General features: G+C 71.1%; 18 protein-coding genes. 6 read left to right on the plus strand and 12 right to left on the minus strand.

Annotated features, from left to right (window positions below; all coding sequences use genetic code 11):
* Nucleotides 1-8 precede the first annotated feature (8 nt).
* From alr to coaA, 5 genes are all read right to left on the minus strand, one after another.
* Nucleotides 9-1112 (minus strand): alanine racemase, encoded by a 1104-nt coding sequence (gene alr, locus IM777_RS12985; RefSeq protein WP_194385566.1) that lies wholly within the window; start codon nt 1110-1112, stop codon nt 9-11.
* A 20-nt stretch (nt 1113-1132) separates the two neighbouring features.
* Nucleotides 1133-1522 (minus strand): holo-ACP synthase, encoded by a 390-nt coding sequence (locus IM777_RS12990; protein ID WP_194383658.1) that lies wholly within the window; start codon nt 1520-1522, stop codon nt 1133-1135.
* A gap of 191 nt (nt 1523-1713) precedes the next feature.
* The gene (gene glmS / locus IM777_RS12995; protein ID WP_194383659.1) at nt 1714-3561 is read right to left on the minus strand and encodes a glutamine--fructose-6-phosphate transaminase (isomerizing); all 1848 of its coding nucleotides are present in this window, start codon (nt 3559-3561) and stop codon (nt 1714-1716) included.
* A gap of 70 nt (nt 3562-3631) precedes the next feature.
* On the minus strand, nt 3632-5833 hold the full coding sequence (locus IM777_RS13000) for a S8 family serine peptidase (protein ID WP_194383660.1): 2202 nt from the start codon (nt 5831-5833) through the stop codon (nt 3632-3634).
* 201 nt (nt 5834-6034) lie between these two features.
* Nucleotides 6035-6991: a type I pantothenate kinase gene (gene coaA, locus IM777_RS13005; RefSeq protein WP_071045573.1), complete on the minus strand. Its 957-nt coding sequence runs from the start codon at nt 6989-6991 to the stop codon at nt 6035-6037.
* A 57-nt stretch (nt 6992-7048) separates the two neighbouring features.
* On the opposite strand from coaA, the gene IM777_RS13010 reads away from it, so the two are divergent.
* Nucleotides 7049-7993, plus strand: coding sequence for a Ppx/GppA phosphatase family protein (locus IM777_RS13010; RefSeq protein WP_071045593.1), 945 nt, complete (start codon nt 7049-7051; stop codon nt 7991-7993).
* Between the two features lie 34 nt (nt 7994-8027).
* Here IM777_RS13010 and IM777_RS13015 read toward each other — a convergent pair whose 3' ends face one another.
* On the minus strand, nt 8028-9290 hold the full coding sequence (locus IM777_RS13015) for a S1C family serine protease (RefSeq protein ID WP_194383661.1): 1263 nt from the start codon (nt 9288-9290) through the stop codon (nt 8028-8030).
* A gap of 83 nt (nt 9291-9373) precedes the next feature.
* Between IM777_RS13015 and IM777_RS13020 the strand changes: the two genes are divergently transcribed.
* Nucleotides 9374-10108 (plus strand): TetR/AcrR family transcriptional regulator, encoded by a 735-nt coding sequence (locus tag IM777_RS13020; protein ID WP_194383662.1) that lies wholly within the window; start codon nt 9374-9376, stop codon nt 10106-10108.
* Between the two features lie 229 nt (nt 10109-10337).
* Nucleotides 10338-10625, plus strand: coding sequence for a GIY-YIG nuclease family protein (locus IM777_RS13025; RefSeq protein ID WP_194383663.1), 288 nt, complete (start codon nt 10338-10340; stop codon nt 10623-10625).
* A 143-nt stretch (nt 10626-10768) separates the two neighbouring features.
* On the opposite strand, the gene glmM is transcribed toward IM777_RS13025, so the two are convergent.
* From glmM to IM777_RS13055, 6 genes are all read right to left on the minus strand, one after another.
* Nucleotides 10769-12124, minus strand: a complete 1356-nt coding sequence (gene glmM, locus IM777_RS13030) for a phosphoglucosamine mutase (RefSeq protein WP_071045569.1) — start codon at nt 12122-12124, stop codon at nt 10769-10771.
* Nucleotides 12125-12141: 17 nt separating this feature from the next.
* On the minus strand, nt 12142-12624 hold the full coding sequence (rpsI, locus tag IM777_RS13035; RefSeq protein ID WP_071045568.1) for a 30S ribosomal protein S9: 483 nt from the start codon (nt 12622-12624) through the stop codon (nt 12142-12144).
* Nucleotides 12625-12650: 26 nt separating this feature from the next.
* Nucleotides 12651-13097: a 50S ribosomal protein L13 gene (gene rplM / locus IM777_RS13040; protein WP_194383664.1), complete on the minus strand. Its 447-nt coding sequence runs from the start codon at nt 13095-13097 to the stop codon at nt 12651-12653.
* 420 nt (nt 13098-13517) lie between these two features.
* A complete protein-coding gene (locus tag IM777_RS13045; protein WP_194383665.1) occupies nt 13518-14153 on the minus strand; it encodes a CPBP family intramembrane glutamic endopeptidase in 636 nt (211 codons plus the stop codon).
* 119 nt (nt 14154-14272) lie between these two features.
* Complete coding sequence (locus IM777_RS13050) at nt 14273-14803, minus strand: LPXTG cell wall anchor domain-containing protein (protein WP_071045565.1); 531 nt, start codon at nt 14801-14803, stop codon at nt 14273-14275.
* A gap of 221 nt (nt 14804-15024) precedes the next feature.
* A complete protein-coding gene (locus IM777_RS13055) occupies nt 15025-15843 on the minus strand; it encodes a CPBP family intramembrane glutamic endopeptidase (RefSeq protein WP_228480807.1) in 819 nt (272 codons plus the stop codon).
* A gap of 51 nt (nt 15844-15894) precedes the next feature.
* On the opposite strand from IM777_RS13055, the gene IM777_RS13060 reads away from it, so the two are divergent.
* The 3 genes from IM777_RS13060 to IM777_RS13070 are packed head-to-tail and all read left to right on the plus strand — an operon-like array spanning nt 15895 to nt 19104.
* Entirely contained in the window at nt 15895-16485 is a 591-nt protein-coding gene (locus IM777_RS13060) for an arsenate reductase/protein-tyrosine-phosphatase family protein (RefSeq protein WP_194383666.1), read from the plus strand.
* A gap of 57 nt (nt 16486-16542) precedes the next feature.
* Nucleotides 16543-18177, plus strand: a complete 1635-nt coding sequence (locus tag IM777_RS13065) for a tyrosine-protein kinase domain-containing protein (RefSeq protein ID WP_194383667.1) — start codon at nt 16543-16545, stop codon at nt 18175-18177.
* A gap of 6 nt (nt 18178-18183) precedes the next feature.
* Nucleotides 18184-19104 (plus strand): hypothetical protein, encoded by a 921-nt coding sequence (locus IM777_RS13070; protein WP_194383668.1) that lies wholly within the window; start codon nt 18184-18186, stop codon nt 19102-19104.
* Nucleotides 19105-19122: the final 18 nt, after the last annotated feature.

The following is a 19122-nucleotide window of genomic DNA, read 5'->3' on the forward strand; positions in this document are numbered from 1 at the left end:
GAGGCCGGTCACCGGGCGCTCCCGTACACGCGCGGCACGCGCCGTCCGATGCGCGTGACGATCTCGTAGTTGATGGTTCCGGCCGCCTCGCCCCATTCGTCGGCGGACGGGACGCCCAGGGTCGGGTCGCCGAACAGCACCGCCTCGTCGCCGACGGAGACGGGATGCTCTCCGACGTCGACGACGAACTGATCCATCGCGATGCGGCCGGCCACGGGGAACCGTGCACCGCCGATCGTCACCGGCCCCCGTCCCGAGGCCTGGCGCGGCACGCCGTCGGCGTAGCCGAGCGGGATGAGCGCGAGCGTCGTCTCGCGCGGGGCGACGTAGTCGTAGCCGTAGGAGACGCCGTGCCCGGCATCCACCCGGCGCACCGCCGCGACGCGGGCGCGCAGCGTCATCGCCGGGCGCAGCCCCAGGTCGGCCGAGGAGCGGTCGTCGAAGGGCGACAAGCCGTAGAGTCCGATGCCGATGCGCACGGCGTCGAGCCGCGTCTCGGGCAGGGCGATGGCCGCATTCGTCGCGGCGAGGTGGCGGATGTGCGGGGTGAGGCCGAGGGATGCGGCCTCGGCGACACCCCGTTCGAACACGTCCAGCGCGGCGCGGTCCGCTTCGGGCGACGCATTGGAGAGGTGGCTGAAGACACCGACCACCCGAACGCGTCCGATGCGCTCCAGGCGCGCTGCCTCGGCGAAGACGACTCGGTAGTCGGCGGGGGCGATGCCGTTGCGGCCGAGGCCGGTCTCGAGCTTCAGGTGCACTGCGGTGGGGCGGCCGGCCGTGGCCGCATCCGCTGCCGCGACGAGCTGGTCCATGCGGGAGACGCCTATCTCGATCCCCGCCGCAGCGGCCTCCGCAAACCACGCGCCGGGCGCGTGCAGCCACGCCAGCAGCGGTGCATCCACCCCGGCGCGGCGCAGAGCGAGGGCTTCGTCGACGTCGGCGACAGCCAGCCGCGACGCGCCGCCCTCGAGCGCGGCGGCCGCGACGCGCGGGGCGCCGTGGCCGTATCCGTCCGCCTTCACCACGGCGATCACGGGAACGCCGGTGAGGGCGCGCAGGTGCCGCACATTCGCGGTGATCGCGTCGAGGTCGATCGTCGCCTCGCGCATGTCGCCGTGGTGGATGCCTCTCACGCGGTGTCCCCTCCTGTGCCGGCGGCGGGCGTGCCGGCACCATCGGCGACGACGTAGGCGACGGCGAACCCGGCGTCGTGGGACATCGACAGGTGGAGGGTCGCGATGCCGCGGTCGGCGACGACGGCGGCGGTGCTCCCCGACAGGGCGAACCATGGCCGCCCCGATTGCTCGCGGGTGACTTCGATGTCGGTCCAGTGCACGCCGTCCGACCCGCCGAGCGCTTTGATCAGCGCCTCCTTCGCGGCATAGCGCGCCGCGAGCGATCGCGGCTTGAGCGCCTGCTCGGCGGGCGAGAAGAGCCGCGCGAGCAGCCGGGGCGTGCGCGCGATCGTTCGCTCGAAGCGGGCGATGTCGACGAGGTCGACGCCGATTCCGACGATCATGCGGCGCTCCCTCCATCGTCCGATGCGGCGTCCGACGACGCCCGCCAGCCTATCGCGGCCGCTGCCGAGGGTCGGGCACCGGCCCGGGCCGTGAACAACACAGGAGATCGGTCGCCACGCGGGCGGATTCGACCCTGTCCTGCCCGATTCGGCGCGGATCTCCTGCGTTGTTCACCGCAGGTGGCGTGCACTCACTCCACGGTGACCGACTTGGCGAGGTTCCGCGGCTGATCGACGTCGAGTCCCTTCGCCGTCGACAGGCCCATGGCGAAGATGTGCAACGGCACGACCGACAGCAACGGCTCGAACAGGGGCCCGGCGAGGGGGATGCGCAGCACCTCGTCGGCCGTCGGGAGCACGGCCGCGTCGCCTTCTTCGGCGACGGCGATCACGCGGGCACCGCGCGCGCGGATCTCCTCGATGTTCGAGACGACCTTCGCATGCAGGAGCGCCGAGTGGCGCGGCGACGGCACGAGCACGAACACCGGCTGACCGGGCTCGATGAGGGCGATCGGGCCATGCTTGAGCTCCCCGGCGGCGAAACCCTCCGCGTGGATGTAGGCGAGCTCCTTGAGCTTCAGCGCCCCCTCGAGCGCGATCGGGTAGCCGACATGGCGGCCGAGGAAGAGCACCGATCGGGTGTCGGCCATCCAGTACGCGAACTGCTCGATGCGCTCCTGCTCCGTCTCGAGGATGCGACGGATCTTGCCGGGAACGGCCTCGAACTCCTCGATCTGCGCGGCGACCTCATCGGCGGAGATCGCACCGCGCACCTGTCCGATGTGGAGGGCGAGCAGATAGAGGGCGGTGATCTGGGCGACGAAAGCCTTCGTCGAGGCCACCGCGACCTCCGGTCCCGCGTGCGTGTAGACGATCGCGTCGGATTCCCGCGGGATGGTGGCGCCCTGCGTGTTGCAGATCGACAGCGTCTTCGCGCCGCGCTCGCGGGCGAACTTCACCGCCATGAGCGTGTCCATCGTCTCGCCCGACTGGCTGATCGACACGACGAGGGTGTCGGGGCCGATGACCGGATCGCGGTAGCGGAACTCGTGGGCGAGCTCGACGTCGACCGGCACGCGCGCCCACTGCTCGATGGCGTACTTGGCCACCATGCCCGCATAGGAGGCGGTGCCGCAGGCGACCACGATCACGCGGGAGATGTCCTGGAAGAGGTCGTCGAGTCCCTCGAGCTCGGGGATGGCGACGGCACCGTCGCGGATCCGCCCGCGCAGCGTGTTCGCGACGGCCTCGGGCTCCTCGGAGACCTCCTTGGCCATGAACGACGACCAACCGCCCTTGTCGGCGGCGTTCGCATCCCACGTCACCTCGAACGGCTCGACCTCCACGGGGGCGCCGAAGAAGTCGGTCACCTCCACGCCCGCCGGGGTGATCGCGACGATCTGGTCCTGGCCGATCGCGAGGGCGTCGCGCGTGTGCTCGACGAAAGCGGCGACGTCGGAGCCGAGGAAGTTCTCCCCCTCGCCGAGGCCGATCACCAGCGGCGAGTTGCGGCGCGCGCCGACGACGAGGCCGGGGTGGTCCTGGTGCATCGCGAGCAGGGTGAAGGCCCCCTCGAGGCGGGCGACGACCGTGCGGAACGCGGCGACGAGGTCTCCGCCGTTCGCGGCATAGGCGCGGCCGAGCAGCACGGCGGCGACCTCGGTGTCGGTCTCGCTCCGGAACGGGTGCCCGTCGAGTTCGGCGCGGAGCTCGCCGAAGTTCTCGATGATGCCGTTGTGGATCACGGCGAGCTTGTCGTCATCGGCGAGATGCGGATGCGCGTTCTGGTCGGTGGGACCGCCGTGGGTCGCCCATCGGGTGTGGCCGATGCCCGTGGTGCCGTCGGTCATCGGGTGCCCGACGAGGTCGTCTCGCAGCACCTGCAGCTTGCCGGCGCGCTTGCGCATGTCGAGCGCACCGGCGCCGTCGATCACGGCGATGCCGGCGGAGTCGTATCCGCGGTACTCCAGTCGCGACAGGCCTGCCAAGAGGATGGCCTGGCTCTGCCGCGGGCCCACGTATCCGACGATTCCACACATGGGCTCCATCGTAATCTGCGCCGCCTGGCGCCCCGCCCGGTACTGAACCCCGCGGGCGGAACACGCCGGGTCAGGGCGATCGGCGACGCCTCGTGCGTCGAGTCCACGTGATCGCGACACCGCCGGCGATCAGGAGGGCAGCCAGGAAAGCCGCCGACAGCGGTGGGGTCGATCCGGAGGCCGCGAGCCGTGCCGGCTCGGCTGACGGCGGGTCGGACGCCGCCGCAGGCGAGGGCGCGGCGGTCTGCGACGAGGTCGGCTCGGGCGTCGGCTCCGGCGAGGTCGGCTCGGGCGTCGGTGTCGGCTCGGGCGTCGGTGTCGGGTCGGGCAGAGCTGCCAGCAGGGCGTGGGCGTCAGCGAGTCCGGCGCCGTAGACGTGCGCGTCGGGCATCACTCGCCAGTAGGGATTGTTCATCTCGGCCGCCGTGGCCTCGGTCGCCGTCAGGATGTCGGCCGGAGAGGCGCCGGGAGCGTACTCGAGGGCGAGGGCGTGCACCGCGGCGACGCTCGGGGCGGCGGCCGACGTGCCGTAGAAGCGGTAGACCACCTCGCCGTCCTCGTCGAAGGGCGATTCGAAGAAGCTCGTCCGCTCCCCGTCGACCCCGGTGATCTGCGGTGCGGCCACGGTCATCGGCTCGGGGTAGGCCGCGGACGGCGGCCCGTACGGGTCGTAGGGCTCGAAGAGGATGGTGCCCGGCCCGGGCGAGCTGAAGGACTCCGGCTCCCACGGGTAGTCCCACGCCGCGGCGGCGACGCTCACGCCGGAGCCGTCCCCGTTGTGGCCGTTGATGACAGCTCCGACGAGGTCACCGCCGGCATCGCGGTCGTATTCGCGCCACGCGAGCGCCGTGCCGTTCCCGAAGGTGCCGATCCAGACGGCAGGTGGCGGGGCGACGTCACCGGTGAGATCGCGCACGACGACGAAGCCGTACTTCCCGTCCGTCGGCACGGGGCTGACCGTCAGCATCTCCATCGGCACCTGCGGGTCCGGTGTGACGCCCGCCGCGACGAGGGCGGGCACGGGGTCATCCGAGTACAGCTGCAGCGAGAAGTGGGATGCGACCGCGCCCTGCGGCTCCCCCCAGCCGAGGGCGAAGGTCGGCGCCGACGGCGTCGCGAGCAGTCCGACGCTCTGCACGGGGTCGACGCCGTCTCCCGGGTCGAAGTCGAGACAGTCGTAGGCGACGACCTCCTCAGGCACCCACACCCACTCCGGGCAGGCCACGCCGCGGTACTCGGGCGCCTGCCATCCGGCGATGGGAAGGCCCTCGCTCGGTGTGCCGTCCGCGCCGACGGCGTTCGCGTTGCCCGCCGAGGTGTAGTACGCCACACCGTCCGCCTTGACCATCTCGATGGCCGACGAGACGATTCCCTGCTGGAAGTGGGGTTCGGTGACGTAGCTGATGTCGTCGACGATGATGTCCGCGCCCGCGTCGGCGAGCGCGAGGATGTTCTCGGCCATGTCGATCATCCCGCCGAACCCGGACGCGAACAGAATGCGCGCCCCGGGCGCGATGCCGTGCACGATCTGCGCCATCCCGCGTCCCTCGTCGCTGCCGCCCGGGTGGTCTGCGAGAACCTCGACGGGCGTGTCGTATCCGCATGGGTTGCCGGGTCCGGGGAGCACGCCGGCCGAAACGTCCTCCGCGGGGGTGGTGGTCGCCGTGGCAGAGGTGGCGTACGAATCGGACAGGATGCCGACCGTCACGCCGCTGCCATCGACGTCGAAGGCGTCGCGCGCGAGGGCCGTCTTCAGCGGCTCGTCGGCGTCGACCGGGACGCTGCGGCAGCTCTCGGCGGCCGCGGTCGCGGGTCGCGCGGCGGCGGACGACGATGACGTGCCGACGGCCGCACGCAGGTCGGGCGCGACCGCCACCACGCCAGGGAGCGCGGCCAGTGCCGACAGCTGAGCGGGTGACACAGCGACGGCGACCGACGGGCTGAGACGGTACACGCGATCGACCCGCGCGAGCTGCCGCACCGCGTCGATCTGTTCAGCGCTCGGGCGCGTCGCGAACGTCAGCGTCGCCGAGACCCGCCCCTCGTCGTCCACCTGCAGACTGCCCGGCCCGGTCGCGGGCAGACCGACGGCGTCGGCCAGTTCTTCGGCTCCGCTCGCTCCGGCCTGCGCGGCATCGGCCAGCTGGTCGGCGAGAGAAGGCGGTGGAAGCGTCTCCTCCGCCGCATCGGCGGCCGGCGAAGCGAGAGGCGCGGCGCCGGGAAGGATGATGAGGGCAGCGGCGAGCGCGACGCTGCGGGCAGCTCGAAACACAGTTCTCCGGGGGAAGGTCTTCGTCGGGTCCTTCCAACCTGGCAGAAACCTGTGAGCGAACGCCAATCGACCAGGACGCGGTCGCATCACCCACGGCGGGCCGGGTTCGGTCCCTGAGGAGGAGATCCCGCCACCAGAGGTCGGATTCTCGCTACGCCTCCTCTTGAGGCGTGTTCTCCTCTCGAAGCGTCGCCGCGCGGGTCAGAGCTTGCGCAGCAGCACGCTGGAAACCGCGTGATCGGCGGCCTTCTTGAGCACGAGGCTCGCGCGGTGTCGCGTGGGAAGAACGTTCTCGACGAGGTTCGGGAGGTTGATGTCGCGCCAGTACCCGAGGGCGCGCGGAACGGCCTCCTCGTCGGGAATCTGCGCGAACCGGTTGAAGAACGAGTTCGGGTTGCTGAACGCCGCCTCGCGCAGCGCGAGGAAGCGGTGCACGAACCACTGCTCGATGTCGTCGGGAGCGGCATCGACGTAGATCGAGAAGTCGAACAGGTCGCTCACCGCGACATCATTGGGCGCGGGCGGCGGCTGCAGCACGTTCAGGCCCTCGACGATGACGACGTCGGGGCGGCGCACGGTGACGTGCGCATCCGGGACGATGTCGTAACGCATGTGCGAGTAGAAGGGCGCCCGCACCTCGTCGGCTCCCGACTTCACCTCGGTGAGGAAACGCACCAGGGCGCGCCGGTCGTAGGACTCCGGGAAACCCTTGCGATCCATCAGACCCCGCCGCTCCAGCTCGGCGTTCGGGTAGAGGAATCCGTCGGTGGTGACGAGCTCGACGCGCGGTGTGCCGGGCCAGCGGCTCATCAGTTCGCGCAGCAGCCGGGCGATGGTCGACTTGCCGACCGCGACCGACCCGGCGACCCCGACGACGAAGGGCGTCGTGGAGTCCTGCTCGCCGAGGAACGTGCTCGTGTCCACGCCGAGGGCCTTGGTGGAACTGGCGTAGAGCGACAGCAGCCGACTGAGCGGCAGGTAGACCTCCGCGACCTCGGTGAGGCTCAGACGGTCGCCGATGCCGCGGATCTGCACGACCTCGGTCTCCGTCAGCGGCTGGGCCAGTCCGCCCGCCATCCGGGCCCACTCGTCGCGCTCGATCTCGCGATACAGCGAGAGCGCGGGGGTCTGCGGTGTCACCTGGTCGTCGATCGACATCCGCCCCATCGTATCCATGCGGTGCGCCCGGACCCGCCGCGTCGGTACGCTGGCGACGTGCGCCTGGGAGTCCTCGACATCGGTTCGAACACCGTCCATCTGCTGGTGGCGGATGTGAGCCCGGGCGGCCGTCCTCTCGCCACGACCTCGCAGCGTACCGTGCTGCGCCTCATGCGCTACCTCGACGACGACGGCGCCATCCGGCCCGAAGGCGTCGAGGCGCTCGTGACCGCGGTGCGCGAGGCGCGCGAGATGGCAGCCGCCGAGAACGTCGCCGAGCTGCTGGCCACCGCCACCTCCGCGGTGCGCGAAGCGGCCAACGGCCCCGCCGTCATCCAGGCGATCGAAGAGGCGCTCGACCAGCCGCTGCAGGTGCTGGGCGGCGAGACCGAGGCCCGCTACACGTTTCTCGCCGTGCGCCGGTGGTTCGGATGGTCGGCCGGACAGATCCTGCTGTTCGACATCGGCGGCGGATCGCTCGAGATCGCGGCCGGCGGCGACGAGCTTCCGGATGCGGCCGCATCGGTGCCGCTCGGAGCGGGCCGGATGACCCTCCGGTACATGCCCGACGACCCGCCCGGCGAAGACGCGGTGGACCGGCTCCGCAAGCACGCGAAGAAGAAGCTCGAACCGCTCGCCGACACCTTCACCTCGCTCCCCCGGCCCGATCATGTGGTCGGGTCGTCGAAGGCGATCCGGTCGCTCGCCAAGCTCGCCGGCTATCCCATGGCCGGATGGTCGGGCACCGAGCGGATGGTGCTGCCGCGACAGGCGCTGAAGGCCTGGATCCCGCGCCTGGCGCGCATCCCCGCCGACGCCCGACAGGAGCTGCCCGGTATCACCGCCGACCGCACCCTGCAGATCGTCGCGGCCGCCGTCGTGCTCCACCAGGCCATGAAGGTGATGGAGGTCGACGAGCTGGAGGTGTCGCCGTGGGCTCTCCGCGAGGGCGTCCTGCTGCGCTACATCGAGTCGCTGTCATGGAGCGCCCCCGCGGTGTGACACCGGTGTGGCCGGGCGATCAGGCCGACCGCGATCAGGCCGGACCCTCGATCAGGGTCACGCTCGCCGACTGCGTCGCGCCGGAGGAGTCGGTCCACGTGATCGTGACGATCTCACCCGGGTCGTAGCCGGCGAGGACCTCGGCGAGCTCCGTGGTGTCGGCCACCGCCGTGCCGTCGACCGCGGTGATCGTGTCGCCCGCGGCCAGGCCTGCGTCGGCGGCCGGAGTGCCCGCGATCACGCCGGCGATGGTCGCGCCGGACGTCGTCGTCGTCTGGGTCGAGCCCGACCCCGACCCGCCGTAGCCGCCGTAGCCGGTGCTGGTGGCCGCGGCGGTCTGCACGCCGAGGAACGCGGAGTACCCCACGGTCACGCCGTCGGATTCGTCACCGGCGAGGATCTGCTCGACGATGGCCAGCGCATCCTCGATCGGAACCGCGTACCCGACGGTGACGACGCCGCCGACCGACGCGGCGGTGGTCATCCCGATCACCTCACCCTCGTCGTCGAGCAGCGCTCCGCCGGAGTCGCCCGAGACCACGTCGGCGAGCACCTCGATCATGCCGTAGAGCGTCTCACCCGCGGTCGTGCCCGACGACGCGGTCGTCACCGACGACTCGAGGGCGGTGATCTCGCCGTCCGCGGCCATCAGCACGCCGCCGCCCTCGGCGTTGCCGACCGCGGTGACGGCCTCTCCGACGGTCTCGTCGTCGTCGTCGATGGCGGCGACCTCCAGCCCTGACGCCCCCTCCAGCTGCAGCAGGGCGACGTCGGAGTCCTCGGAGGTTCCCACGAGCGTGGCGGCATAGGTCTCTCCGGTGGTCGCGATCGTCACCGAGATCTCGGTCGCGCCGTCGATGACGTGGTTGTTCGTGAGGATGAGGCCGTCCTCGGTCAGCACGATTCCGCTTCCCGCAGCGGCTGCCTCGCTGTATCCGAGAACCGTCTCGATGATCACGACACCGGTCGACTCATCGTCGTTCGCCTCGGTCGCCTCGCTGACGGAGGTGGTCGTACCGGATGTCTGGCTGTCGTCGCCGTATCCGCTCCCGTCGCGGCCACCGCCGCCCCACGACGGCGCCTGCGGCACGGCGGGCGCTGCGGCGACGGTCTGCGTCGTGTCGGATGCGGCGGAAGCGGTCGCTGTCACCCCGACCACGGCGGTCGTCGCCAGGGTCGCCACCGCCACACCTGCGCAGGCGACGATCACCGGCCGTCGGTACCAGGGCCGTGCGACGGTCGTCGCATCAGCCTCCTGCTGCGAGGTCTGCTGTGCGGTGGAGAGGTTCTCGTCCATGGGGTGCCGTCCTTTCGAGGTGTTGCCCCTAGGACACCAACCCCGCTCATGCGGGAACCCTGGCGCGCTTCAGCGTTGCCTATGTGTGCCGGCTCGAGTCTGACGGCATCGTCGCCGCGACCGTCCCTCGCAGCCGGGATAGGTTGGAACAGCAACGTCGGGAGGGGAGCCGGACTTCGTATGTCTCCGTCGACGGCACGGGGCGCGAAGCGACGCGCAATCGGGTCCTGGGCGCCGCGTACGAGGTGTTTGCCGAGGTCGGGATCGACGCGGCGACGGTCGAGGCGATCTGCGCCCAGGCGCACTTCAGCCGCGGGGCCTTCTACTCCAACTTCGCCTCCAAGGACGACCTGTTCCTCGAACTCATCGAGAAGGTCACGAACGATCGGATGCGGCGGGCAGCGGGCTTCGCGCACGCCTTCGGCGATGCGTCCGCGGCGGCGCCGATGCCCGCCGACCCCGCCGACGTGGTGCGCGCGATCGCGGACATGGCGACCGAGGACCGCACCGGCGTGCTGCTGATGGCGGAGGTGCGCATCCGCGCCATGCGCGACCCGGCGATCGCCGAGGCCTACCGCACGTTCAAAGAGCGCACGCTGGCGCAGATCGCCGACATCCTCGGTCTCGCGCTCCGCGCCTACGGTCTCTCGCCGCGCATCGCTTCTGCGACCCTGGCGAGGATCGTGCTCGAGACGTGGGAGACCGCATCGATCGCCGCGGTCATCGCGGGCGAGGATACGGCCGGGATCTCGGCCCTCGTCGCCGCGCGAACGGCCGAGATCGGCCTGCTCTTCGCCGATGAGGACGGCGGCGGATAGCCGGGGCCGGCCCGCGTTTCGTCTCGGTCGCTCCGCTCCCTCGCTCAACGACCGGAAGGGGTACCCCACCTCCCCGGCCCCGGTCGTTGAGCGAGCGAAGCGCCCCTGCCGGTCGTTGAGCGAGCGAAGCGAGACGAAACGCCCTCCCCACCCCGTGGCCCCGCGCACACGCCCACAGATCCGCGGCACAGACGAACACCGCCGTCGGCACCGCCGCTACGGTCACCCGATGGGGTTCCTCTACATCCTCCGATGCGCCGACGGCACGTTCTACGTCGGAAGCACCCGCGACCTCGACCGGCGCGTCACGCAGCACCAGGCCGGCATGGGCGCCGCGTACACCTCCCGCCGACTCCCCGTCGAGCTCGCGTGGAGCGGCGAGTTCGCGCGGATCGACGACGCCTTCCTGTGGGAGAAGCGTATTCAGGGATGGAGCCACGCGAAACGCCAGGCGTTCATCGACGGCGGCCTCGACGCCGTGCGCGGCTGGAGTTCGCGAGGGCGCGGCGGCGGATAGCCGGGGCCGGCCCGCGTTTCGTCTCGGTCACTCCGCTCCCTCGCTCAACGACCGGAAGGGGTACCCCACCTCCCCGGCCCCGGTCGTTGAGCGAGCGAAGCGCCCCTGCCGGTCGTTGAGCGAGCGAAGCGAGACGAAACGGGTCAGAGAGCGAGACGCTCGGCGACCACCGACGCGAGGGCGTCGGCGTGCGAGCGCGCGTCATCCTCCGACGCCGCCTCCACCATCACCCGCACGAGCGCCTCGGTTCCGGATGCGCGCAGCAGCACGCGACCCGACTCGCCGAGCGCGCGCTCGGCGTCGACGACCGCCTGCGCGACGACGGGATCCCCGACCCGCGAGCGGTCCACATCCTTCACGTTCACGAGCACCTGCGGGTACACCGTCATGACCGATGCGAGCTCCGCGAGCGTGGCCTTGCGGTGCGCCATCTCCGCGGCGAGGTGGAGGCCGGTCAGCAGCCCGTCGCCGGTCGTGGCGTATTCGCTCATGATGACGTGACCGGACTGCTCGCCGCCGAGGGAGTAACCGCCGGCGTTCATCCTCTCCAGCACGTAGCGGTCGCCGACCGCGGTCTGCTCGACCCGGATGCCGTGCTCGGCCATTGCACGGTGCAGGCCGAGGTTGCTCATGACCGTGGCCACCAGCGTGTCCTGCGCGAGATGGCCGCGCTGCTTCATCGCCACGGCCAGGATCGCCATGATCTGGTCGCCGTCGACGACCGTGCCGTCGGCGTCGACGGCCAGGCACCGGTCGGCGTCGCCGTCGTGGGCGATCCCCAGGTCGGCGCCGAGGCGCACGACCTCCGCCCGGAGCGCGTCGAGGTGCGTCGAGCCGACGCCGTCGTTGATGTTGAGTCCGTCGGGGTCGGCACCGATCACCGTGACCGTCGCCCCGGCATCGGAGAAGGTCTCGGGTGAGACGCCGGATGCCGCACCGTGCGCGCAGTCCAGCACGACGTGGAGACCCTCGAGGCGATGCGGAAGCGAGCCCAGCAGATGCACGATGTAGCGGTCTTCCGCGTCGGCGAACCGGCGGATGCGGCCGACGCCGCCGCCGGTCGGCTGCAGCTTGGGGCCGTCCATGGCCGCCTCGATGCGCTGCTCGACCACATCGGGGAGCTTGACACCGCCTCGGGCGAAGATCTTGATGCCGTTGTCGGGTGCCGGGTTGTGCGAGGCGGAGACCATCACGCCGAAGGCGGCGTCGGTGTCGGCGATGAGGAACGCCGCGGCCGGCGTGGGCAGCACGCCGGCGTCGAGCACGTCGACGCCCGATGAGGCGAGACCGGCCGAGACGGCGGCGGTGAGGAACTCACCCGACACGCGCGGGTCGCGGGCGACCACCGCGGTGAGGCGCTTGCCGGCCGCGCGTCGCGCGTCCGCCGTACGACCCTGGCCCAGGACGACCGCGGTCGCCTGGGCCAGGGAGAGAGCGAGATCGGCGGTGAGGGGGCCGTTGGCCAGCCCCCGCACCCCGTCCGTACCGAAGATCGGCATGGAGGACGGTTGCTCGATCAGCGCTTCGAGTACTGCGGCGCCTTGCGGGCCTTCTTGAGTCCCGCCTTCTTGCGCTCCTTGACGCGCGCGTCACGGGAGAGGAAGCCGGCCTTCTTCAGCGCCGGACGGTTGTTCTCGGCGTCGATCTCGTTCAGCGCACGGGCGATGCCGAGGCGGAGCGCACCGGCCTGGCCCGAGGGGCCGCCGCCGTGGATGCGCGCGATGACGTCGTAGCCGCCCTCGAGGCCGAGGAGGGTGAACGGGTCGGTGACCAGCTGCTGGTGCAGCTTGTTCGGGAAGTAGTCCTCGAACGCACGGCCGTTGATGGTGAGGGTTCCCGAGCCGGGGATCAGCCGCACGCGGGCGATGGCCTGCTTGCGGCGACCGACGGCGGCGCCGGGGACCGAGAGCACGGGGCGCTCGGTGGCCACGACGGCCTCGTCGGCCGGGGTCTCGGTCGAGAAGTTGGAGATGTCTGCGGTGTCCTGGATGTTCGCCACGAGTGTGTCCTTGTCTGAGGCGGCGCTTACTGGGCGACCTGGTCGAGGGTGTACGTCTGGGGCTGCTGCGCGGCGTGCGGGTGCTCTGCGCCGGCGTACACCTTGAGCTTCGACAGCTGCTGGCGGCCCAGGCTGTTCTTGGGGAGCATTCCGCGCACGGCCTTCTCGACGGCGCGGACGGGGTTCTTCTCGAGAAGCTCCTCGTACGACACGGCCTTCAGACCGCCCGGGTAGCCCGAGTGGCGGTAGGCCATCTTCTTCTGGAGCTTCTGACCGGTGAGGGCCACCTTGTCCGCGTTGACGATGACGACGAAGTCGCCCATGTCGACGTGGGGAGCGAAGGTCGGCTTGTGCTTGCCGCGGAGCAGGGCCGCGGCGTGGGAGGCGAGGCGGCCGAGAACGACGTCGGTGGCGTCGATGACGAGCCACTCGCGCTGAGCTTCGCCAGCCTTGGGGGTGTACGTGCGCGTCACAATAGTGCTGCTTTCTTGATCGAACGGAGAGGTTCGTGAATCCCGCTCCGGTGGTCGTTCCGCGGCGGATGCCGGGTGAACAGGCCGGTGGAGGGCTCACGTTCGCGGTGCCGCGCCAGCAGGGCGCAGACACCAAGGGTCCACACTACGGCATGGCGAGCGGATCGGCAAAACACTCACCGAGCCGAGGTCGGCAGGGTTGCGGTTGGGCGCAACCCTGCCGCCGTCGACCCCCGGAAGATGGGGCGACTCGACGCGCCTCGCGGCGCCCCCGAGCCGCTGAACCCAGTCAACAGCGATTGGGGTGTATGTCAGGAGTTGCAACCTTCCCCAGCAGCAATCCGACACTGTCATTCAACGCGCGGACAACGGCGTAATCAAGGGCGGTTGCGCAACGCGCCCGCAAGATTCCAGCATGACTTACACGAGGAGCAGGATGACACCGCTCGCGTTGAAGCCCAGGTGCGCGACGACCGCCGCGGTGAGGCGGCCGGTCGCGGCCGCCAGAGAACCGCACCCGATGCCCACCGTCACCCCGGCGACGAGGATCGCCCACGTCGGCGTCACCCCGATCGCACCCACGTGCAGAAAGACGAACAGGGCCGTGGTCACGGCGATCGCAGCGATCCGGGCGAGCCACACTCCCCCGCCGATCTGCGTCATCGCGCGCTGGATGAGGCCGCGGAAGAACAACTCCTCGACGATCGGCGACACGGCGACGTAGCCCACGATGAGCACGGCGACGCCGACAAGGGTCTCGAGGGCGTCCGCATCCAGCGTTGCTCCGCCGAGACTGCCCGTCGTCGGCACGATGAGCTCGACGAGCCCGCGCATCATCACCGCGAGCGACAGACCGAGCAGCACGTCGATCCCGCGCGTCTCGATCCTTCCGCGCGCGCTGAGCCCCTCCGAGCGGGAGGCGCCGATGCGAGCGGCGCCGAAGACGGCGAGCGCCATCGGCGCATTGATGAGCACGATGTCCACCAGCGACACCGCCCACGCCGGCCACCCCGTGAGCGCAGTTCGCCAGGACGATGACAGAGCGATCACGATCACCGTCGCGATCAACCCCGCGCCGGCGACCCCGAGCGCCGACCACGGGCGGTCAAAACGAAATGACGGAAGTCCCGGGCGTGAACCCGGGACTTCCGTCATGGTGTCGCTCGAAGAGAGCGTCAGCTGTTCTGCGAGGCGCGACGGCGAGCAGCCGCAGCGGTCACGGCGATGCCGCCGAGGCCGACGGCGCCGATACCGAGCCAGATGGCGCCCATCGGGACGTCGCCACCGGTGGCCGGCAGCTCACCCGAGTCCGAGTCGGAGTCACTGTCGGCGGTCACGGTGATCTCGGTGGTCGCGATGACGTTGCCGTCGGTGTCGGTGAGGACGACCTCGTAGGTTCCGGCGCCACCACCGGTGAAGGTGGCGGAAGCGGAGCCGTCGACGACATCCTTGGTGACCGAGTAGACGGTGTCACCCGATGCGGCGTAGGCGATCGAGGTGAGCGAAGCGCCTGACGGGCCGGTGATGGTGAAGACGACCTGGTCGTAGGCTTCGAGGCCCGTGAAGGTGATGATGGTCGACTGGCCCGGCGCGATGACCGGGTCGGAGACGGCGCCACCCGACGGGGTGTAGGCGGTTGCGGCGGCTGAACCACCGAGGACGAGCGCGCCGGCGATAGCGAGCGCAGCGAAAGACTTCTTGAACACGGGACTCCCAACAGTTCCGAGTAGCGGCAATATTCTCGAGGAAGCGGCCTGCAGACCCCCGCCCGACGAGTGGCTGAAGTTACCTGTGTGACTGCTGTGTATACGAGAGGCTACCCCCTCATGTACCTCAAGGCTAGAGCCTGGTAACCCGCTGACCAAACTCGCTGCGTAAACGTCCTGTAAACGAATGTGCCGGCGGCGGGTCTGCGCAGACCGCGAATTCACCCCAGCGCGGTGCCCGCGAGGGCCAAGGCCACCCACGCCGCATTGAAGACCGCGTGGGTGAGCACGGCGGCCCAGATGCGCCCGGTGAGCATCACGAGAGCGCCGCACACGAGGCCCAGCAGCCCGATCGACACCACCTGGTCGACGGCGAGCTCGCCGAGCAGCCCGTGCACCACGACGAACAGCCCGCTCGAGAACAGCACCGCCGCGGTCCCCGCGACAGCTTTCCCGCACGGGCGACGAAGCACCGTGTAGAGCGCGACGAGCACGACCGCGCGGAAGAAGAACTCCTCCACCAGCGGGGCGACGACGACCGGCGCGACGACGTCGGTGAACACCCACCCGTCCGGCAGCTGCCCGCCGAGCCGCTCCAGCTGAGGGAAGGCCTCGTCGCCGCCGGTTGCGGCGGCGAGCCATCCCTGCAACAGCCGAAGCATCAGCCCGAGCGCCACACCGAAGAGCAGATCGACAGTGCGCAGGCGCAGCAGGCCGACCGGGCGCGAGCGGGTGAGCGCGAACACGACGGGCGCGAGCATGCCGAGCCACAGCAGCGCCATGGCCGCCGCCGACCCCCACGCCGTCGGCCAGAGAAGGGATGCGGCGGTCGCCGCGAGCACGCCGACACCGAGGCCGGCGAGCGCGGCGGCCAGGACCCACTCCCGCCACCGACGGACCGTTCGTCCCCCCAGCCGCCAGTCGGTGCGGCGCTCGCGACGGCGCGAACGGCTCCGCCGCGTGGGCTCTCCGTCGGGAGCCGGGAGCTCCTCGATGAGCGCGGCGGTCGACGCGGTGTCGTCGCTAGAGTGGGCGGGCACGCGAACACGCTACCGGGGCCGCCCGGATCTGAGGTACGCGAGGAGACTTGGTTGGTCGAGCTCATCACCGTCTGCACGGGCAACATCTGTCGTTCCCCGCTCGCGGCGCAGCTGCTGCAGACGCGCCTGCCCGGCGCCACAGTGACGAGCGCCGGCACGCGAGGACTGCCCGCCGCCGAGATGACACGGGAGGCCGCCTACCTCGCGCAGCACCTGGGAGTGCCGGCGGAGGTCTCCGCGTCGCACCGGTCGCGGTTCCTGCACGAGGCGCACCTCGCCTCCCCCGACCTCATCATCACGATGACCCGCGAGCACCGCCGCGAGATCGCCGAACTCGCCCCCTCGCGGCTGCGTCACACCTTCACCGCGCGCGAGTTCGCCCGTCTCTCCGCCGTCACCTCCGACGACGACCTGCTTGCCGCCGCTGCGGCCGCAGGAACCGACGCCGGCCAGCGACTGCGGGCCGCGGCCGAGGTGCTGTCGGCGCGGCGCGGCCTCATCCCCCCACCGCCCGACCCGAACGACGACGACGTCGTCGACCCTTACCGGCAGGAGTGGAGCGTGTACCAGCGGTCGGCGGCACAGCTCGTTCCCGCGATCGACGCCGTCGTGCGCGTCGTGCGGCTGGCTGCCCCGTCATGAATCGACTCACGCCGCGTCATCGGCTGTAACAACGGCTGTGGCAGGATTGGCGCCAGTATGGAGCTCACCGATTACATCCGCATTCTGCGCAAGAACTGGCTGATCATCGTGATCGCGACGCTCCTGGGCGTCGGCACCGCCGCCGCGTACTCCCTCACCCGCGAACCGCAGTACGAGGCCTCGAGCACCGTCTTCGTGTCGACGCAGTCGGGATTCAGCGTGTCTGAGCTGCAGCAGGGCGCGAACTTCACGCAGTCCCGCATGACCACCTACGCCGAACTGGTCACCAAGCCCATCGTCACGAACCCCGTGATCGCGGAGCTCGGCCTCGGTGTCACGTCGGACTCCCTGTCGTCGAAGGTCGCCGCCTCGAACCCGCTCAATACGCAGCTGGTGACGATCACCGTCACCGATCCCGACCCGGTGCTGGCGGCGAACATCGCCAACGCGCTCGGCGCGAGCCTGTCGTCGGCGGTCGAGTCGATCGAGAACACAACCGGTGCCGAGACGAGTCCGGTGCGCCTCACGCGCGTCGAAGACGCCATCCCGCCGCTCAGCCCCTCGAGCCCCAACGTGCCGCTGAACCTCGCGCTCGGCGCCCTGGTGGGCCTGGCCATCGGCGTCGGTGTCGCCGTGCTCCGCTCGGTCGTCGACACGCGCATCCGCACGCCGCGCGACGTCGAGCTGGTCACCGACACGCCCCTGATCGGCGCCATCGCCTTCGACCCGAAGGCGAAAGAGCGTCCGCTCATCGTGCACGCCGACCCGCTCAGCCCGCGCGCGGAGTCGTTCCGCACCATGCGCACGAACCTGCAGTTCCTCGACATGGAGGGCCGCTCGAGCTTCGTCGTGACCTCGAGCGTGCCCAGCGAGGGCAAGTCGACCACGACCATCAACCTGGCGATCGCCCTCGCGGATGCCGGCAAGCGCGTCGCGCTGCTCGACACCGACCTGCGCAAGCCGAAGGTCGCCGAGTACCTCGGCATCGAGGGCGGCGCGGGCCTGACCGACGTGCTGATCGGCCGGGCGCGGGTGGGCGACGTCATGCTGCCGTGGGGTCACCGCAGCATGTACGTGCTGCCGGCCGGGAAGATCCCGCCGAACCCGAGCGAGCTGCTCGGATCGAAGCAGATGGAGACCCTCCTCAGCGTGCTGGAGCGCGACTTCGACGTGGTGCTGTGCGACGCGCCGCCGCTCCTGCCGGTGACCGACGGCGCCATCCTCGCCAAATCCACATCGGGCGCGATCGTGATCGTCGCCGCCGGACGCACGAACCGCCACCAGCTCGGCGGCGCGGTCGACGCCCTCGGCACGGTCGGGGCGAAGATCGCCGGTGTCGCGCTGACCATGGTCCCGACGCGCGGCCCGGACTCGTACTACGCCTACGGCGCCGGATACGGCTACGGGTACGGCTACCGCGAGCAGCCCGAGAAGAAGCGCGGCACGCGCCGTACCCCCGGTCCCGCTCCCGTCGAGCCCGAGACCGAGGCGGCTCCGATGGACGAGAGCTTCTTCGGGCTCGCGGCACCGGATGCCGCCGACCAGACCGCGCCGGATGCCACCGCCGATGCCGCGCCGCGCCGCCGATCGACGGCCACGCCCCCGGTTCCGGCCACGCGCGCCGAGGCCGCGAACGCCGCGCCCGAGCAAGCGCCGGAGGATGACTCCGCCTGGCGCCCGTCCGCCCCGTAGCCTGCGATGGCCGGGGGAAGATCGGGCACGCCGGCGGGTGCCCAGTGGGGCGCGGTCGCGCTCGTCGTCGTACTCGCGATCGTCGTCGGCGCCGTCGCCTACATCGCGTACGACCGGGCCAACCCGGACGGCGGCGCTCAGAGCGCGGCGCCGGTCCCCACGTTCAGCCTCGGCGTGGAGTCCGCGTCTCCGACGCCGACCGAGACCTCGCCCGACGTCGCCGTCGCCGCGCGTGAGGACGATCGCTTCCTGTCGATCGGCTCCGGCGCCTGGTGGCGTTCCACCGCGGGGATCTGCGGGGGCGATGAGCCGCTCGTGGAACGATCCGACGACGGCGGTCAGTCGTGGACGGATGTGACCGGCCGCTACCGGGACATCACCGCGGTGGCGGCACTCGACGCGTTCGCCGAGACCGAGGCGGAGATGGTCGTCGCCGTGGGCGAGGGCTGCGAGACCCAGGGCTGGCGCACCTTCACGCAGGGGGCGTTCTGGGAGCCGTACGACGATCTCGTGCTGTCGGCGGCGCGCTACATCTCCCCCGCCGACGCCGGAGTGGTGGAATTGCCGTCGGGTGCGATCGACGCGCCGTGCGCCGACGCACGCGGCCTTCGCGCCGCCGGTGACGTGGTGGCGCTGGTGTGCGACGCGCAGGCCTGGGTGCTCGACCCCGACGGAGTGACCTGGGCGACGCTCGAGACCGATGGCGCCGCCGCTGTCGCCGTCGACGGAGCCGACGTCATCGTGGCGGGGGTCGCCGCCGACTGCGCCGGCATCGCGCTGACCCGCTTCGCCGGCGCCGACCCCGCACAGCCGGCCGCCGCGGGATGCGCCGACGAGGCCGACGTGACCGCACCGACGGCCATCGCCGTCACCGGCGAGGGCACCGCGGTGTGGGCGGGCAAGACACTCACGACCATCAGCGGCTGACCGGACGCATCCGTCGCC

It is taken from the genome of Microbacterium luteum (genome assembly GCF_015277875.1).
In the GTDB taxonomy this organism is placed as follows: Bacteria; Actinomycetota; Actinomycetes; order Actinomycetales; family Microbacteriaceae; genus Microbacterium; species Microbacterium luteum.

What these genes read in the sequence shown, in the direction of transcription:
- IM777_RS12990 (WP_194383658.1), bottom strand. Translation starts at nt 1,522, where the DNA reads ATGATCGTCGGAATCGGCGTCGACCTCGTCGACATCGCCCGCTTCGAG.
- IM777_RS13065 (WP_194383667.1), top strand. Translation starts at nt 16,543, where the DNA reads ATGGAGCTCACCGATTACATCCGCATTCTGCGCAAGAACTGGCTGATC.
- IM777_RS13015 (WP_194383661.1), bottom strand. Translation starts at nt 9,290, where the DNA reads ATGGACGAGAACCTCTCCACCGCACAGCAGACCTCGCAGCAGGAGGCT.
- glmM (WP_071045569.1), bottom strand. Translation starts at nt 12,124, where the DNA reads ATGCCGATCTTCGGTACGGACGGGGTGCGGGGGCTGGCCAACGGCCCC.
- IM777_RS13025 (WP_194383663.1), top strand. Translation starts at nt 10,338, where the DNA reads ATGGGGTTCCTCTACATCCTCCGATGCGCCGACGGCACGTTCTACGTC.
- glmS (WP_194383659.1), bottom strand. Translation starts at nt 3,561, where the DNA reads ATGTGTGGAATCGTCGGATACGTGGGCCCGCGGCAGAGCCAGGCCATC.
- IM777_RS13070 (WP_194383668.1), top strand. Translation starts at nt 18,184, where the DNA reads ATGGCCGGGGGAAGATCGGGCACGCCGGCGGGTGCCCAGTGGGGCGCG.
- coaA (WP_071045573.1), bottom strand. Translation starts at nt 6,991, where the DNA reads ATGTCGATCGACGACCAGGTGACACCGCAGACCCCCGCGCTCTCGCTG.
- alr (WP_194385566.1), bottom strand. Translation starts at nt 1,112, where the DNA reads ATGCGCGAGGCGACGATCGACCTCGACGCGATCACCGCGAATGTGCGG.